Raw genomic sequence first — 17,054 nt, 5'->3', positions numbered from 1 at the left:
CCTATTCATCAATATCTTTTGTGTATTTTCCGCTAAATGAGAAAAAACCTCTTTTATCAGGATTGGTTTTCATCATTTCAACGGGAATTCTTAATACGGTATTTTTCACTCTTTTCAAATCGAGTGGATACACTGGCCGCAAATATGGTTTTCCTGCACTTGAAAGCCTTAGCAGGTGAATCAGCAGAAAGCAAAGTCCGATTGCTATCCCTACTCCTCCCCAAAGCCCCCCTAGTATCAAAATCGGGAACCTCGTAATTCTGATTGCAGTCCCCATTAAATAACTGGGAGCCGTAAAGGAACCGAGGGCACTGAGTGCAACCACAATAATGAGGATATTACTAGTAAATCCTGCTTCCACTGCAGCTTGTCCAAGTACAATCCCCCCTACAATACCCATTGTTTGACCTACCTTTGTCGGCAGCCTTGCACCCGCTTCCCTTAACAGTTCTATCATGATTTCCAATAAAAAAGCTTCAAATATCGGAGAGAACGGAACCTTGGAACGGGATTCACCCAGAGAAACAATCAATGTCGATGGTATCATTTCATAATGGTACGTAATGACGGCAACATAAGCCGGGGTCAACAGGATGGACAAGAACATCGTCAGATAGCGCAGAGAGCGAATAAAGCTTCCCATGTTCCAACGCATATATACATCTTCCGTCGATTCAAAAAAGTTGAATAGAGTTGCAGGTCCCAATAGCACCATCGGACTTCTATCCACAAATACAGCAATCATGCCTCTTTCCAGACTGTATGTAACACGGTCAGGCAGCTCCGTCTGCATATATTGAGGGAAAACGGAATAGCTGTGGTCTTCTATCAATTGTGCCAAGACTGATGTGTCCAGAATTTCGTTCACTTCAAGTTTCGTTATTTTCTCTTCTATGTATTCAACTGATTCACTATCAGCAATCCCTTTTATATAAACCAGCCGAATCTCCGTCTCATTCCGCTTTCCTACAGTCAGCTTCCTGGTACAAAGATCATCAAGTAGAATATTCTGGCGTACGATGCTGATATTGGTACTCAGTGATTCCGTAAATGAAATCTTCGGCCCGAATACAAGCGATTCCGTTTCGGCTTTATCTAATCCTCGCTCCACTTTTCTGGCTACATTTGCGAGGATTCCCGATTTCCCCCGATCAGCGAAAATATAAACATAGCCGGCCAATATATTTTTAGTTGCAGTTTCCCCATTCTCAGTCAGGAAAGTATCCGTCATCAACAGTTTGTGACGAAGAACCTTCATTTCTGAATCGATCAGATGAAAGTTTTCCATTATGGGAGTAAGGATAAACTGATTCAGCGTGGAATCATCCACTAGATTCTTCATATAGACAAACAGTAATGTTGATTCCTTTACCGGCAGTTCATAAAAATACAAATCCGGACTATGATGAAGCTGTTTTGTGAAATAATTCTTTATCTCCTCTATGCCTAGGCAAGACAAGGATGCAGCAGAAGCCATAAGGGACATTCCTTTCCGGTCGAGCATCTATAAGGATAGGATAGCCAGAACAGTGAAGAATATGAAAAAAGTCATCCCCTATTCATAAAGAGGTGACTTTTCGTCTAATTGATCAATTCAGTTGTCAGCACTTCCACAACCCGACTGATAAACTTGGAATAGTCAATCGCTATGGCGATCCGATGGACAGGTTTGTCTGACAGCTGGACAAAATCACGGAAATCGCCTACCGTCTGTCCGAAGGCATTCCCGGCTGCTGTTACCACACTGACAGGCTTTTTGACATACTTTATGTGCTGTTCATTGAATACTCCCCATAATGTAACAACATCGTGTATTGGTGCACCAGGTATGGTAGGTATCTGTGATTTATAGAATTGCCAATAATAGTCCATCATCGGTTTGATAATCTGACCAAGCGTGTTGTTCGCCTCTTTATTTACCTGATCGATGTAATTGACCATTTCATATGTGAGGATCGCCTGCTGTGTTACATTCAGGGGGAAAATGGTCAAATTTTCTGCGAAATTGAATACGATGTTAGCTGCATAGGGATCACCATAAATATTAGCTTCCGCAACAGGAGTCACGTTGCCGGGAAAATTGAATGCTCCACCCATTATGAATATCTCTTTGACTTTTGCTACCGTTTCTGGATAAAGAATAAATGAAGTGGCCAAGGAGGTGAGCCTCCCTACACAGACAATCGTCAACTCTCCATCATACTTTTCGATGATATCGTAGATTTGATGGAAGTTTTCAAAAATATTTTCTTCCTCTTCATCGATATATTCCGAGAGTGGAACAAAGCCCCCAAATCCTTCAGGTCCATGAACTTCCGGATAATAGATGGGCGGCACACCGATTAACGAACGTTCAGCACCTCCAATTAAGGGAACATCATCTCTGCCTGTAACTTCCTGCAAATATTTCGCGTTTCGAATAGCGGTCCTTTTCTGGACATTTCCGTATTCTGCAACAACTCCTACTATATCCACATTGACTTCATTGTACGCATAGATGATTGCCATAATATCGTCGATGCCAAAATCTGCAAACAATAGGATTTTCGTGCTCACCCAGATGTCCTCCTTTAACTGAAAAATTCTGTGCGATCGGACATAGCTAGTCAAACGTACAAGCAACACTTCAGGATGTGGAATAGTCTACTATGTAATCTAATCGATAGGAGGATGAAGATATGTCACAGTTTTACCAACAGTGCCGGCGCTACCATGGTCAAGTGGTTACCATCAGATGCAGAGACGGCTCGAGTCATTGTGGAAGAATTGTAAGGGTATCACCAAGCCATGTATATATTCAGCCAAATAGAAGAGGAGGCCTGAATGGATTCGGAATGGGCTTTTTCGGTGGATATGGCGGGTATTATGGCTACGGATATAACCCTGTAGCTGTTCCATTGGCTTTCGTTACGGGAATCGTATTAGGCGGTCTACTATTCTGGTAATTTGATAAATATTATAACCAGCACCTCGTTCACAAAGCTGTTAAAGTATCCATATTTCGGCTATGTTATAGTAGAATGGTATAGTTTATGTAAACGAGGTGTACAATATGAAAAAAATGGCATTTATAGTTGTATTCATCATGGTCATTTTCACGGGATGTTCCAATAATTCAGAGACGAATGTAACAGACCAATCGTCTGAAGCAGAAGAACATCACCAGCATGAAAAACCTTCTTTCTTTCAAGGGGACCTTAGAGAAAAAACCGGTTCCGTTCAAGAGCTTCCCTCCTTTTTGGACGAGAAATCAGACGATATCAAAATAATCTATGCCGCTGCAGCACAACACCAGGAATTACTGGAGCATATTCCCTGCTATTGTGGGTGCGGAACTTCAGCTGGACATAAAAGCAGTTACCAATGCTTCGTACATGAAGTGAATGGGGACGGTTCCCTTGAATGGGATGATCATGGAACTAGATGCGGAGTGTGTCTGGAAATTGCAGCTACTGCGGTAATGGAATATAAAGACGGGAAATCCATAAAAGAAATCAGAGACGGCATCGATGAGGCTTACAAGGAAGGGTATTCCTCTCCCACACCAACACCAATGCCGCCTTCTAACCAATAGAAAAAGCTAAGGGCCAAGCCCTTAGCTTTTTCGGTTCTATTCTGCAAAATACATGAGTGCAAGTGCACCTGGTCCGGTGTGAGTGGAAATGACAGGTGTAGTGAATGCTATCTGCACATCCTGAAATCCCGATGCCTCCTGCAGGGAAGCTTTTAACGTTTCTGCAAGCTTTAGGCAGCCTGCATGCGCAATTCCTACACGTTTAACTGTTTTGCCTGCAATATCTTCCTTGAATTGTTTCGTGTAGAATTTTATGACTTGGGAATGGCTTCTGACCTTGTTCACCGGTGTGTATACCCCGTCAGCAAGCGATGCGATCGGTTTAATGCTTAATAAGGAGCCGATCATGGCCTTGCCGCGTCCAATCCGTCCACCCTTCACGAGATTATCCAATGTATCCACCATGATGAACAAATCCGTGTTAGCTCTTACTGCATCCAATCTTTTCAAAATTTCTTCAATGGACTTTCCTTCCTTAGCCATTTTTGCAGCTTCTACTACTTGAAATGATAAAGCAAAAGAAATGAAGCGCGAGTCCACCACTGTTACATCAGCTTCGGAAATATTGGAGGCACTTTCTGCAGATGTAACTGTCCCGCTCATTCCGCCTGTCATGTGGATGGACAATATTCTGCTTCCATCTCTGCCTAGTTCGTCATATGTTTCCACAAAAGTACCAACAGCAGGTTGGGAGCTTTTCGGAAGTTCCTTCGATTCTTTCATCTTGTACAAAAATTCATCAGGTTTGATACCAAATCTGTCTATGTATGATTTTCCATCTATGGTGATGGACAATGGTACAATTTTGATGTCTAACTCCTCTATGATGGATTGATCAATATCAACAGTCGAATCCGTCACTATTTTTACGTTTGTCATGAATTCACTTCCCCAAATATAGCCTTGTTATTATTATACCTGCATTTATATGCACATCAAACCAATTACTCTTATTTTTCGACTTGTAACCGACATTATGCAGGATTTTGTCACAAATTTTTCTTGTTTGGCGTTTTTTGACAAAAAAAATAACAGGGTGTTAGCCCTGTCCCCATATTATCACATTCTCGGTTCACTAAGCATTATTTTTTAAGATATCTGTTTTTATAACATTGCAATAATCCGGCCATTTCAACACTTTTTGCAGATATTCCCTGAAGGAATACACTTGCTTGGGATTTTTATCCGAAAGTATTTGTGTTAAAAATGTCTGCAATCTGACACGAAGCATAAAGTGATATGTGCTATCGTCCTCCAATACTGGAATTTCAATGACTTTTACCTTCTGTCCCTTTTCAATCGTGAACTCTAGGCTTTTCCATAGCAAAATATCAATCCTCTTTTTCACCCGTTTGTCATTATTATACCCCAATCTTTCTCACAAGTGTTAATATTTAGTCTGACAAAATAAAACATTTTAGCTGTTTTCGCATTCATTGTTTTTAAATGGATAAATTGTATGCAACAAATGTAGCCCGTTGATTGCAGCGAGGGACACAAGATTCCCCGGGGACGGATGGGAGCCTCCTCGGCTTCGCCTGTGGGATCTCCCATGCCCTCTATTCTCCCGCAGGAGTCAAGTGTCCTCCACTACAATCAACTCAGTTTTTAACATCATTTGCTCCACTGAAATGAAAACATGAGAAAAAGTTCAATTTTTTTTCATACTTTAGGAAGGCAATTTTATACTATTATTCACCCCTGTTTATTGGAGTGCAAGGTGTGAGACTCATGCGGGAGCAGCGTGTCAAGGGAGACCCCGCAGGCGCAAAAGCGCCGAGGAGGCTCCCGAGGCCTTCCTGGATAAGCGAACGCCTGGAACGGAAATCAACATGGAGTTTAATGTTGACATGATAACTTTAGCCCAGCCATATATTTAAAAACAACAATCTTTACGAAAATAGCATACATTTTAAGTGGGTGTAATACATCTTAAATCATTGTTTTTAGGTGAATTTACAGCAGAAGAAACCTTATATGCTTTCATGAACCGAGCGTCGAACGGTGTAAGAATGGAGGTTAGAAAGGTTAGATCTTGTTCTTCCTGATCTATCCATTTCTGTTCATGCTCCTTCTGAAGGATGACAGGCATACGATTATGTACATCCTTTACAAGTTCATTGGGCTGAGTAGTGATGACAGTGCAGCTTACCAATTCCTCTCCGTCATGGTTCCACCGGTCCCAGAGTCCAGCAAATGCAAATGGCTCCTGATCTTGCATGACAAACCTGACGGGCTTTTTCACACCTTCATCCGCTTTCCATTCGAAGAAGCTATCGGCCAGGATGAGACAGCGCCTTCTCTCAAGAAGACGCCGAAAGCTCACTTTTTCCTGTAGCGTTTCAGCTCGGGCATTGATCATTTTATTCCCGATTTTCTTATCCTTTGCCCAGCTCGGTACCAGCCCCCAATGCAAAAATCCTGCCTTGTTCTTTTGTTCCCCTTTGACCACAGCCAGCACTTTTTGCCCGGGTGCAATATTGTAGCCCAGCTGAAAATCAAGGCTATCTGAATTCTCAAGAAAAAATCGCTCCTGTAATTTATGAATTTCTGTCGTCAGAGAAAATCTTCCACACATATATCGGAACCCTCCTTTAATCTTCAAAGGTACCCTTAACGATTGCCTTCTCCTGTTGGACCATCATCTTTCCCTTAGCAAACACGGTTTGTACTGTCAGATTATGTGGATCCAACATTACCAGATCCGCATCCTTCCCTGTGGAAATCGTCCCTTTCTGGGCTAGCTTCAAAATCCTTGCCGGATTCTCTGTGATGACTCTAATTGCGACATCAAGCGGAATTCCTTCCTGGAGGATTGCCTCTCTTACTGCTTGAAATAGGGACCGTACTTTCCCCACCTGCAATCCGACAAGTTCCCCCTGCTCATTGAATTCTGGAAGGCTTGCTTGTCCGTCAGAAGTGAATGTAATGTTTTGGATCGGCACTCCTGCCTCAAGCATCTTTTTTAGGCCCGTGCTGCAACTGACCTCCCCCTGATCGAGAAATCTTTGAACAGTACTGGTTGTAAAATCCACATACCCTCCATTTTTGGCAAAATGAATGCCTGCTTCAAATAAGCTATTATTTCGATTGATATGTGTCGGATAGAACTGTGTTATCGGAATATCCGTTTCTTCGACTACCTTCTCAATAAGGGACAACAATGCACGGCTATCCCCGACATGAATATTGACGATGCCTCCCTTACCTGATAGCATCCCTCCCACCCTTGCACTGGAAGCAATTTTCGCCATCTCTTCCATGGTAGGCTGTGAGGAACGATGATCCGCAATGGCAATTTCACCGACACCTATGATTTTATCGATAAGGATAAGATCATTTTCGATGCTATCTGTCAGGGTTTTGACGGGAACCTGATAAGACCCTGTATGTACGTAGCAGGAAATGCCTTCCTCTTCGAGAGCACGCGCCTTGGCAATCAGGCTTGCCATCGTTCTGGTGGTCCCATCTGTTCCTAGAACACCGACAAGTGTTGTGATTCCCGATGTTGTTGCGTCAGTAAGCATCAGCTCAGGCGTCCTCGTATGATAACTGCCTTCTCCGCCACCACCTGTAATATGAACATGGGCATCTATGAATCCCGGAACTAGGCATTGTCCCTCTCCATCAATCAACTCAATGTTTTGAAGATTGGTCTGTAGCGTTATTTCATCTTCGACAGCCCCTATTTTATCACCAATCAGAAGAACATCTTTCCTTCCTAGATCTTCAGGTGCATAAACATGAACATTCTTGATCAATTTCAACATACTCCCATTTTCCCCCTTGTATATTCTCTCCTATTCATAAATAGAACAAAAGCCACTAACTGATTGCAGTAGTGACCATGCTTGGTGTTGAAATATACTATATTTGCATTGATAGTTTTTTAGTGTATTAAATGTTCCTTGATTCGATTTTGTACTTCGATACCCAGTTCGGTGCCATCGACTTTTCCTTCTGCTGGGATGTAGATCGGGTCGCTGATGGTTACTGTTACATTTGCTGGTTGAAAACCGAACTTGCTCTTTTCCATGATGTTATAGGAGCCGGAGATGGTAACAGGAACAACTGGTACTCTGCTTTCTGTAGCGAGCTTCAGTCCCCCTTTTTTGAACTCTCCCATCTCATTCCCCTTGCTTCTTGTTCCTTCCGGGAAAATAACCAAAGAATGTCCCTCTTTCAATGTTGCAATGCCCTCCCTGATGGACTGGATGGCTTTTCTTCTTTCCTTGCGATCGATAAATACGCAATTCATCGCTTCCATCCATCTTGGGATAAAAGGAATCTTTTTCACTTCAACTTTTGAAATGAAACCAAGTGGCTTTTGAAGAAAACCGATCAGGATCGGGACATCAAAGTTTCCTTGGTGGTTGCTTACAAAAAGCACTGGTCCACTTGGAACCTTCTCTTCTCCAATTACTCTAATGTTGGATCCAGTAATGTTCACCAGGCTTTTTGCCCAATGCTTCGGCTTTTCGTGAATAATTGTATCTCTCTCTTCCACTGGCATGGAAGGGGCCAATCTTTTTACTTTTTCTATTGTCGGCAAGCTATAAATCAAATAGCCGAAAAAGTAGGTAAACCACCATAACGTACGTAGCATTTCATTCTCTCCCTAATCCAAACAACTCTAATGTCTTCGCTTATATACCCTGAAAAAGTAGTCATAAGGGTTCTTTTCATTCTTTACTCCCTTTTCTTCCGAAACCAGATTCCATTCACTTTTTTCGATTTCAGGGAAATAGGTATCCCCCACAAATTCCTCGTCAATATAAGTAAGGTAAAGTTTTTCTGTAAACGGCATAGCCTGCTTGTAGATATTGGCCCCACCAATGACGAAAATTTCCTCTTGTGTTTGAGCCATCTCTTTAAGTGCCTCGATGGAGGATAATGTTTTGCAACCCTCCACATGGTAGTCACTACTTCTTGTGAGTATGATGTTCTCTCTATTCGGAAGCGGCATACCAATGGATTCAAAAGTATTTCTTCCCATCACGACTGTTGAGCCTGTTGTGATCCTTTTGAAATAAGTCAGGTCCTCGGGTAGTCTCCATGGCATATCATTGTCCTTGCCTATCAGACCATTTCTGTCAGTTGCAACGATCATGGATATCATACACTGACCACTCCTTTGATCGCTGGATGTGGATCATAGCCTACCAACTTAAAGTCTTCATAGGTAAAGTCAAAAAGGGATTTCACCTCTTTGTTGATTTCCATTCTAGGCAGATTTTTCGGTTCTCTGCCAAGCTGCAATTTTACCTGATCTAAATGGTTTGTATAGATATGAGCATCTCCAAGGGTGTGGATAAACTCTCCAGGCGCTAAATCGCAAACTTGGGCGACCATCATGGTTAATAATGCATAGGATGCGATATTAAATGGGACACCAAGGAATTTTTCGGTAGTATAAATTTGAATAATACGTTAATTAAAAGGCAATTGTTTATACTTTTATGTATTAATCAAATTATAAAAGCAAAAATCTATATTTAAAATCATTTTTATTATATTTGTATCATATTCGCCTATAAAATCAAACAGAAAATAGTTTATTTGTATTTTAGAAAGCTGTTAGTTCTCCCTCTCTATATTTTTCAAGTAATATAGATTTAAGCTCATCAAACTTATTTAGCACTTCTCCAGCATACTTCCTTTTTACTGGATATCTATCATATACTCTGTTCTTTTTCTCGTATTGTAATATAAACACCACCGAGAGTTAGAGCACCAGATATTAAACCACCAAATAGTGCTCCGTAAAAAGAAGCGAAAATGGTATCCATTCTTGTTCTCCTCCACTAACTTCTAACCTAAAGTTCATTAAAAAATTTACTAAAATAGGGAAAATGATAAATAATGCTATTAGAAAAAACACTCCCCAAACAAGGTACTTCTTCATAATTGCTCCTTGATATTTACATTAATTTATATATCTAAAGTACATACTCCAACACCATAAACTTTTCAACTAAGATAACTTTTTATAGATATTGAATGTATACTCATAAGGATTTTTTTCATCTCTAACACCTTTTTCGGTATATGTTCTCTCCCAGTTTTCTTTATTAAACTTCGGGAAAAATGTATCTCCTTCAAATTTTTCACTTATTTGAGTTATATACAATTTGTCTGCAAGATAAAAGGCTTCCTTAAAAATTTCGGCACCTCCAATTACAAAGATTTCTTTATTTAAGTTTTTACTTAATGCTTCTATATCAGAAATTGAATGAATTATTGTACAATCTACACAGGCATAATTTTCATCCCTAGTTAGAATAAAGTTTTCACGTCCTGGTAATGCTTTGCCTATAGACTCATATGTTTTTCTCCCCATTACAATTGGATGTCCAAGCGTAACATTCTTAAAATACTTTAAATCGGCTGGTAAATGCCAAGGTAAATTGTTTTCTTTACCAATTAGTGAATTTATATCCATAGCTACAATAAAGGATATCATTTTATATTTCTCCTTTTTATTAAATACGCTCAAGGCATATTATTGCCTTGAGCCATATAAATATTATTAAACTGCAATAGGTGCTTTTATTGAAGGGTGTGGGTCATATCCATCGAGATTAATATCATCTATATCAAAATCAAATACAGATTTTTTTTCATTATTTAATGATATGTTAGGCAGAGGTCTTGGGACCCTTTCAAGCTGGATTTTGACTTGTTCAGTATGATTTAGATATATATGAGCATCTCCCAAAGTATGAACAAATTCCCCTACTTCAAGGTTACATTCATGAGCAATTAAGTGTGTTAGTAATGCGTAACTTGCAATGTTAAATGGCACTCCGATAAAGAGGTCAGCACTCACATTGTTCAATCAGGCTCGCTAAGCCTAATCCGCTTAAGCAGCTTGTTGTTTCCAACAAGGTCAGACCATCTCTCCATCCTTTTTTGAGAAAGGATGCTCCCATTTTCGGGTACCAATAGCTTGTACCCTACGAACAATCACGTTCTGGTCGTTGCACCTTCCTAGGTATTAATCTAGGCTTGGCTCAGGATTGCCCACCGCCCAATTTATTTAAAGCTAATTTCGGTTTGGGTATCCCCTGAATTAAAGGAGTTTTTCAATACAGATTACTCTGTAAAGGCGCTAGGCTGTTAACGCTGATATAATTGACAACTTAATTTACCATCTGCAACATTGAATTGAAATAAAGTATGACAAGGTGGTAAAGCTGATTTATTAGGTTTTGTATCCTCAGGGCTCCATGCAGAAACAATAAGTCTTCTTGAGTCCGGATTTGTTTTTATAGCGTCAATTACTTCTTTAAGTTGGTCAATAGTTTCACCATTAGAAGTTTCCCACGCTCTCCATTGTTTTCCATATACGTTACCTAATTCTCCGAATTTGGTGGCAAATTCTTCGTCATTTAATACTTTTGTTTTAAATTTTTCCATCTGTTCTATGTACAATTTATTGAATTCTTCATCCTTTAAACTTTTCAGTCCAAAGTCTGTCATATCTGGACCGATATATTCATCACTTTCTATCCATTTTTTAAAGGCCCATTCATTCCAGATGTTATTATTATTTTGTAAAAGATATTTTATATTTGTATCACCTTTAATAAACCAAAGCAATTCACTTACTATTAAACGAAAGGGTATTCTCTTTGTCGTAAGTAAAGGAAAGCCTTCACTTAAATCAAATTTTGATTGATAACCAAATACAGATATAGTACCTGTGCCTGTTCTATCTGTCTTCTCAGTTCCATTTTGCAAAACATGCTTTAGGGTTTCTAAATAGGCATATTCTGGGTGTTTCATAAAATCACTCCTTTTAAATTACATAGCAAAAACGAAGAAAAATAAGTATCCATAACAATAATACTACATTTTTCTCCGTTTTTTTATTGTTAATTGCTTTTCATCATTGCTTTAAGCTGTATTCTGAGCTCTTTTATCTGATTATTCCTCTCATCTATAGTAGCACTTTTATAAGAAATCAACTTGTTTAATTGCTTAATTTCTTCTTCTGCATCTTTATACTTATACACCCATTTAGCGACTTCTGACTGGATTTTAATTAATTTCTCATTCAGCTCTTCATTCTTTAAGCTTTCAATTTCACTAAACTCGTTTTCTTGTGATGTATTTTTATATTCATTTTTTATTTTTTCAATCAATTTTGTTCTTCTTTCAAAAGTCCAATGATAGCGTCCTTTATGCTTTATCGTATTCCTATCACAATTTGCAAGCGAAGCAATTCTAGACCAACTTACTATTCTAACTGAGACATGCTTATTATTTTTCAATTTTCTGTTAATTTCTTGTTCAATTTTATCAAAGGCTTCACGAATTTGTGAGTTTATTTTCCACCAGTCTAATTGATTTGTATTATCAAAAAACTGACCTTTACCAATATATCGGTCATGTTCTTCAATCCATTTCACTTTATCTGTGCACTTATTATTTGCCAAAACTACATCAGGAATTTTCGTCATTTTATTTCCACCTCTAAACCAAACCCTTCTATTACACTCCTAGCTTCCGCATCAAACTTTTCTAAAGTATTCCTTGAATATGCAAAATTAGGGTCTCTCAACTTTTCTTTGTTTTCTTTATACATTTTTACCCATAAAGGTATTTTTGATTTTGGTATGATAGCATTTCCGCATTGTTTTGGGTTACATTTTAGCTGGCCAATACAGGGAGGAGATTGTTTTGAACCATCTTTTAATACAATATCCTTTTTCCCACCACAATAGCCCAATCCAACATCCGCAAAAGGAGCACCTTCTTTTTTTAACATTTCCATAATTTCTTCTAATTCCCATTCATCATTAACCATAAGTCCTTGAAAATAATTCTTTCTTCTATTTTTAAACTCTTCCTTGTTGCTTCCACCTTCTACTGGTGAGTTTGGATGATAAATCTCATTTACAAGTTCTCCTTGTGCTTGATTAATAGCGATTGCGCTATTAAAGAGTTCATTTTTGATACCACCATACCCTAAAGTTACGTCATTTATAGTGGAAAAGCTAACAATTGCGGTGTGTACATGTTTTAGATGATAACTTATATATGGTATCCCTAGTTTAGCCCTAATCAGATTTAATGCTAAAGTATGCCTTAAACGATGTACAGAAATTTTATATTTTTCTAAAAGGACATTCCTAGTAGACCCATTTTTGGTCCGTTTCATCTCAGAATATTTCATTTCCGTATCTATATCCGCAACATAGAGAGAGAGTGCATCATTAATTCCTTTGTTTGAGTAAGGTTTTTCTTCTACATTTAAACAGACAGTATAAGTATTTGAAACAAGGAACTTATTAAAAGTGAATTTTGAAATTTCCTCCAAAACTTTTATTGCATCTCTAACTATAGGCGCTGCAACCCATTCATCTATGTCTACTGGTAGTTTCAAACTTCGATGTTTTATTACAGCCCCTTTTATTACGAATAGGTCAGTTTGCACTTTACGTAGACAGCCTATCTTAAATCCAATTGCTTCACTATATCTTACTCCTGTAAATTGAAACAATAGGAATAATGCAGCCCTATGTACTCTATTTACAAGTTTATTGAATTCTTTTATTGAAACTTCATGTTTAGTTAGAAAATTTCTTTTTAAATTAGAACTCATCGAAGTACGTTTATTAAACTTAATAGTTTGTTCACGTTCGAACCCTCTTGTAAAGACATAATCTTTAAATAATTCATCAAGAGCCTGTCCCTTAAAAAATTCTTTTATTTCACCTTTATATGTTTCGGGTATAGGTGTAATTATTTCTATGTTCATTTGCTTCATAAAAGATATAACATCTATAGTGGCCTGCTTTACGATAAAATTAAAATAATTATCATCCAGCGGCATTGACTGAAAGTTTGTTACTTTAATATTATTTGTGTTTGATGAGCCAAAACGCAAATATTTTAAGTCATTAGAAGACCAGTTAATGGGACTCCCCAAAAATTTTTGAATTATTGGATTACCTAATGCCATTAAACCAGACTTTACAGTTTGAAAATAAGTTTTATTTTTGCCTGTAATTAATAATGAAACTTCATTTAAATCTCCTAACGTAATATCAGAGAGTGACAAGACTAAATTCACTTTTTCTTTGTTTGAAAGTATTACTTCTCTATAGTTGTACACTTTTAATAGATAATCTAAAAGTACATTAATTTTACTTGATAAGGTATTTGGCTTGTATCCACTACTGCCAATGTGACTTGTTTTAGAAAGGACACTTGGACAGTGCACATAAAAATAGGCAAGGATTTTCACATCATTAATTATTTTATCAGGTAGTTTTCCTTGCCAATAAACCCACTTAATTATTTGTTTGCTTCTGCAAACAGAATTTAATCTTTGATTTTTCTTATCATAAAAATCCCAGACATCGTCATCAAATTTATCATTCTTAGATATTAGTTCATTTTTTGGAATTGTAAAATCATCTTTTAATATTTCCTCTAATTCTAAAAGTTTTCTATTAAACATGTGTATTAATCACTTCATTTACAGGCTTATAAGTAACTGGGTCAATCAATTCATCCATTCCTTCAGCAACCTTTTTTGCCCATTCTAAATCTTCATCATTAAATTCAGAAAAATCACTATCAAATAGATTGTTAATGACATCAAGGGTTCTATTATAGAATAATTCATTTGGTAAATCTCCTTTATTACTATCTAAAGAAACTTCAATTTGTTTTTTATAGACCCATGCGAAAGGAAGATGCTTTTTGAAAATAAGGACATTATCACAAAAAAAACACATGTTAAACCTAGAACAAGCGTCTCCAGATTGATAACCTTTCAACTGTTTTACTTGTTCAGGTGGATTAAATGGGTTTTTACAATCGCATACTATACCTTTATAAATGACATTGTTATTTAAATTATTTGAAGTTGCATATTCAGGTTTCTCTTTACTAGCCCATTCTAAATTTCTAAATATGTTGTTAAGAGCATTATTGGTTTCTCTTTTAGAAATTACATTAAATTGATTTTTTTCTAAATAGTTTAATGTAGTATTTATTGAATTGTGCCCCATCTCGTGCTGTATTTCAAATATGTCAATTCCTTTTTCAACCATCCGAGCTATCCTAGTAGGTCTGAACCTTTGTACTGAAAAAATTAAATCTTCACCAACTTCAGATTTAAGATTGTATTTTTTTACAATATTGCTACACCAATTTGAACTGACACTACTTGATATTAGCTTAATTTCACCTAAGCTTCTCTGTGAAGATGATTGAAAAATAAATAGCTTTGATTGCAAGTATGTTGGGGCCAAGTTCCTTATTCCCTCTGTTAAATGTTTTATTTGATTTATAGTATTTTCAATAATAACTGCCTGATGGTGACGAAAATTCTTAATTTCCATATCATCTTCATACTTTCCTGTATTAATATGGAGTTCTTTTTCTCCGCCACTTCTTCCCTTATAATATGATAAATAAGGGGTACCGCTTAATGGGTGTTGTTTTTTAAAACAATCAATATTTAAATCATATAATGTATTAGCATTGAGACCAGTTTCCATAGCCAATTTAATTAAAAGTGGCATTATTATTTCAGCACTAATATATGGAGTAACACCCCACATTCGATATATGCCTGGAAGTCCTCCATATCTTTTAAAGTATTTTCCTGGAGCATATACAAGGAAAGAATTATGCTTTATATTATTTTCTGGGGTACCCAATATAGGTTCACAATTTAGAACGTTTTCAAAATACCATCTAAAGTTATCTATATTATTCCACCCATATACCTCAGCAGGTTGGCCTCTTTTTAGCTTCCGAGGGTCAACACCTATCCCGGTTTTTTTGTAACCCTTATCTTTAAAAATTTTATAAGTGAAACCAATTTCAGTAGTTACCGCTTTCATAACTTCATCCAATTCTTCTTTTAAATAGGCGACATTTTGGTCTGTTTCACGTACTGCACTACCAATTGAAACCCAAAAAACATCCTTTGTTTTTGTTAAGTTGTGGTGTACTGCCTCCTCCATGACATTCCTTATACAACTAAAGTATCCTACAAGAGTGTTTGAAGTTAAATAACCATCCATCCCTTTAATATTATTGTTATCAATGTATTTCTTGACTTTAGAAAGGGAAAATTCATCCCAATATTCATTTAAAAAAAATCTACTATCCTCGCTTAGCCTATTATCGTAGTTGTTGGTATCTTGTAAAAATCTTTTGTAATAATAAAGTGCTGATTTGTAATTGCTTTGTGTTGCTTTATTATGTTTTAAATTTCCGACTTGCTGAAAGATAAAATCAACTTGTGCATATGGGTTTTTATATGTTGGTTCAGGTGGTTTGGTAATCAGTCGGTCTATAATTTTATTTTCTTCCATTATTTCTCCCTCTTTTTTCAATGTGATTTTTTTGTGGCTTAAATGTTTCCTCATATATCCTCTGAGAAGCTTCATACCTAAAATTGATATCATGTGACTTATTTTTCATTTGTAAATTTTCAATTGCAATAGGTGCAATTGAAGTATATATTTCTGTACTTTTTATCTGATTATGACCGAGTGCTTCTTTTGTCATCACTAATTTATTTGTGAACTCTTTGTCATACTCACTACTTAAAATTGATACAGCAAAGCTATGACGGTATTTATGTGCACTATACTTTTTGGGGTCTAATTTGGACCTTAATGCTGCTTGTCTCAATAGCGCTCTTATTGCATTTTCTGTTATTTCTCCACCATGTGTATTTAAAAAACATGGCATATTTTCTTTAAAAATCAAACTTGCTTTCCTATATTTTTTATTTTGTGTATGAAGCCTGTTTACTCTTTGTATCATTGCCCTAGAAATATAAGTCAATCTCTCCTTTGTTTTCCCTCCCCTTCCCTTACTTCCATCAACTCTTAATTTAAAATAATTTATTTCCGAGGAATATTCAGAAAGATTAGGAATATCCTTTATTTTCACTCTTGGCAGTTCGGAAACTCGAATTCCAGTATCATATAAAAAATGAATTATGCACCTTTGACTCTCTTCATGAAGTGAATTAATAAGTTGAATAATTTCGTCAAGCATAAGTATTTTAGGTATTTTTCTATTTGGTTTAGGGGTTTTGTATTTATTTTTTATATATCCAGTATTATCCTTTACTTTTCCGCCTTCTATTGTTGTTAACCACTCCATAAATTCTTTAATAATTGCATCTCTATTTCTAATAGTTGCTGCTGAGAGATTACAATCAGATAGATATTTAAAATACTCAGAAATGAACATTCCATCTATACTACAAATTATTTCATCACACGATAAATTAGGAAAAGTTAATTCTAAGTAGCTACAGAAGTATTTCAAGACTTTAGCATAATGATGAACAGATTTTATACTATAAAGTGACGATTTTAATTTTGAGCGAATAAAGAATGTCGGGTGTTCTACCACAATTTCATTTTTGTCTATGAAAACATACTGAGTTGTTCCTTCCTCTGAATGATATGTGATTAAATTCATTAGTACGCCT

At 36.9% G+C, this 17,054-nt stretch carries 15 protein-coding genes and 3 pseudogenes; 2 read left to right on the top strand and 16 right to left on the bottom strand.

The window, feature by feature from the left end; genetic code table 11:
- Position 1: 1 nt before the first annotated feature.
- A complete protein-coding gene (locus tag ABN702_RS07735) occupies positions 2-1,477 on the bottom strand; it encodes a spore germination protein (protein ID WP_417900129.1) in 1,476 nt (491 codons plus the stop codon).
- 104 nt (positions 1,478-1,581) lie between these two features.
- On the bottom strand, positions 1,582-2,556 hold the full coding sequence (locus ABN702_RS07730) for a nucleoside hydrolase (protein WP_417900128.1): 975 nt from the start codon (positions 2,554-2,556) through the stop codon (positions 1,582-1,584).
- Positions 2,557-2,678: 122 nt separating this feature from the next.
- Between ABN702_RS07730 and ABN702_RS07725 the strand changes: the two genes are divergently transcribed.
- Together ABN702_RS07725 and ABN702_RS07720 are read left to right on the top strand one after the other, a co-directional pair.
- Positions 2,679-2,945 carry a hypothetical protein gene (locus ABN702_RS07725; protein ID WP_417900127.1) on the top strand — a complete coding sequence of 89 codons (267 nt, stop codon included), beginning with the start codon at positions 2,679-2,681 and terminating at the stop codon, positions 2,943-2,945.
- Between the two features lie 107 nt (positions 2,946-3,052).
- Complete coding sequence (locus ABN702_RS07720; RefSeq protein ID WP_417900126.1) at positions 3,053-3,574, top strand: PCYCGC motif-containing (lipo)protein; 522 nt, start codon at positions 3,053-3,055, stop codon at positions 3,572-3,574.
- 36 nt (positions 3,575-3,610) lie between these two features.
- Here the strand turns inward: ABN702_RS07720 and ABN702_RS07715 are convergent, their stop codons facing one another.
- The 14 genes and pseudogenes from ABN702_RS07715 to ABN702_RS07650 form a co-directional block, all read right to left on the bottom strand.
- Positions 3,611-4,453, bottom strand: coding sequence for a DegV family protein (locus ABN702_RS07715; protein ID WP_417900125.1), 843 nt, complete (start codon positions 4,451-4,453; stop codon positions 3,611-3,613).
- 196 nt (positions 4,454-4,649) lie between these two features.
- Complete coding sequence (locus ABN702_RS07710) at positions 4,650-4,901, bottom strand: DUF2535 family protein (RefSeq protein WP_386638512.1); 252 nt, start codon at positions 4,899-4,901, stop codon at positions 4,650-4,652.
- Between the two features lie 585 nt (positions 4,902-5,486).
- Entirely contained in the window at positions 5,487-6,152 is a 666-nt protein-coding gene (locus ABN702_RS07705; protein ID WP_417900124.1) for an SOS response-associated peptidase, read from the bottom strand.
- 16 nt (positions 6,153-6,168) lie between these two features.
- On the bottom strand, positions 6,169-7,344 hold the full coding sequence (gene iadA / locus ABN702_RS07700) for a beta-aspartyl-peptidase (protein WP_417900123.1): 1,176 nt from the start codon (positions 7,342-7,344) through the stop codon (positions 6,169-6,171).
- Positions 7,345-7,463: 119 nt separating this feature from the next.
- Positions 7,464-8,180 (bottom strand): lysophospholipid acyltransferase family protein, encoded by a 717-nt coding sequence (locus ABN702_RS07695; protein ID WP_417900122.1) that lies wholly within the window; start codon positions 8,178-8,180, stop codon positions 7,464-7,466.
- Positions 8,181-8,207: 27 nt separating this feature from the next.
- The gene (locus ABN702_RS07690; RefSeq protein WP_417900121.1) at positions 8,208-8,693 is read right to left on the bottom strand and encodes a dihydrofolate reductase; all 486 of its coding nucleotides are present in this window, start codon (positions 8,691-8,693) and stop codon (positions 8,208-8,210) included.
- Positions 8,690-8,977, bottom strand: a pseudogene (gene thyA, locus ABN702_RS07685) (thymidylate synthase); the annotation flags it as partial. The gene ABN702_RS07690 and the pseudogene thyA (ABN702_RS07685), both read right to left, overlap by 4 nt.
- Positions 8,978-9,548: 571 nt before the next feature.
- Positions 9,549-10,037 (bottom strand): dihydrofolate reductase, encoded by a 489-nt coding sequence (locus ABN702_RS07680; protein ID WP_417900120.1) that lies wholly within the window; start codon positions 10,035-10,037, stop codon positions 9,549-9,551.
- Positions 10,038-10,103: 66 nt separating this feature from the next.
- Positions 10,104-10,400 (bottom strand): annotated as a pseudogene (thyA, locus tag ABN702_RS07675) (thymidylate synthase); the annotation flags it as partial.
- Between the two features lie 296 nt (positions 10,401-10,696).
- Positions 10,697-11,362, bottom strand: a pseudogene (locus ABN702_RS07670) (thymidylate synthase); the annotation flags it as partial.
- A gap of 89 nt (positions 11,363-11,451) precedes the next feature.
- Complete coding sequence (locus ABN702_RS07665) at positions 11,452-12,039, bottom strand: coiled-coil domain-containing protein (RefSeq protein WP_417900119.1); 588 nt, start codon at positions 12,037-12,039, stop codon at positions 11,452-11,454.
- Entirely contained in the window at positions 12,036-14,045 is a 2,010-nt protein-coding gene (locus ABN702_RS07660; protein WP_417900118.1) for a tyrosine-type recombinase/integrase, read from the bottom strand. The genes ABN702_RS07665 and ABN702_RS07660 overlap by 4 nt, the downstream gene beginning before the upstream one ends.
- A complete protein-coding gene (locus tag ABN702_RS07655; RefSeq protein WP_417900117.1) occupies positions 14,038-15,918 on the bottom strand; it encodes a site-specific integrase in 1,881 nt (626 codons plus the stop codon). Before ABN702_RS07655 ends, ABN702_RS07660 begins: the two co-directional genes overlap by 8 nt.
- Complete coding sequence (locus ABN702_RS07650) at positions 15,905-17,044, bottom strand: tyrosine-type recombinase/integrase (RefSeq protein ID WP_417900116.1); 1,140 nt, start codon at positions 17,042-17,044, stop codon at positions 15,905-15,907. Before ABN702_RS07650 ends, ABN702_RS07655 begins: the two co-directional genes overlap by 14 nt.
- Positions 17,045-17,054: the final 10 nt, after the last annotated feature.

This window comes from Bacillus haimaensis, assembly GCF_048270625.1.
Classification (GTDB): domain Bacteria; phylum Bacillota; class Bacilli; order Bacillales; family Bacillaceae_I; genus Sutcliffiella_A; species Sutcliffiella_A haimaensis.
This window is presented reverse-complemented; position numbering and strand designations above follow the sequence as displayed.

Excerpts from the sequence above, each read along its gene's own strand:
- ABN702_RS07735 (WP_417900129.1), bottom strand. The coding sequence starts at position 1,477 with ATGGCTTCTGCTGCATCCTTGTCTTGCCTAGGCATAGAGGAGATAAAG.
- ABN702_RS07725 (WP_417900127.1), top strand. The coding sequence starts at position 2,679 with ATGTCACAGTTTTACCAACAGTGCCGGCGCTACCATGGTCAAGTGGTT.
- ABN702_RS07720 (WP_417900126.1), top strand. The coding sequence starts at position 3,053 with ATGAAAAAAATGGCATTTATAGTTGTATTCATCATGGTCATTTTCACG.
- ABN702_RS07715 (WP_417900125.1), bottom strand. The coding sequence starts at position 4,453 with ATGACAAACGTAAAAATAGTGACGGATTCGACTGTTGATATTGATCAA.
- ABN702_RS07705 (WP_417900124.1), bottom strand. The coding sequence starts at position 6,152 with ATGTGTGGAAGATTTTCTCTGACGACAGAAATTCATAAATTACAGGAG.
- iadA (WP_417900123.1), bottom strand. The coding sequence starts at position 7,344 with ATGTTGAAATTGATCAAGAATGTTCATGTTTATGCACCTGAAGATCTA.
- ABN702_RS07695 (WP_417900122.1), bottom strand. The coding sequence starts at position 8,180 with ATGCTACGTACGTTATGGTGGTTTACCTACTTTTTCGGCTATTTGATT.
- ABN702_RS07690 (WP_417900121.1), bottom strand. The coding sequence starts at position 8,693 with ATGATATCCATGATCGTTGCAACTGACAGAAATGGTCTGATAGGCAAG.
- ABN702_RS07680 (WP_417900120.1), bottom strand. The coding sequence starts at position 10,037 with ATGATATCCTTTATTGTAGCTATGGATATAAATTCACTAATTGGTAAA.
- ABN702_RS07665 (WP_417900119.1), bottom strand. The coding sequence starts at position 12,039 with ATGACGAAAATTCCTGATGTAGTTTTGGCAAATAATAAGTGCACAGAT.
- ABN702_RS07660 (WP_417900118.1), bottom strand. The coding sequence starts at position 14,045 with ATGTTTAATAGAAAACTTTTAGAATTAGAGGAAATATTAAAAGATGAT.
- ABN702_RS07655 (WP_417900117.1), bottom strand. The coding sequence starts at position 15,918 with ATGGAAGAAAATAAAATTATAGACCGACTGATTACCAAACCACCTGAA.
- ABN702_RS07650 (WP_417900116.1), bottom strand. The coding sequence starts at position 17,044 with ATGAATTTAATCACATATCATTCAGAGGAAGGAACAACTCAGTATGTT.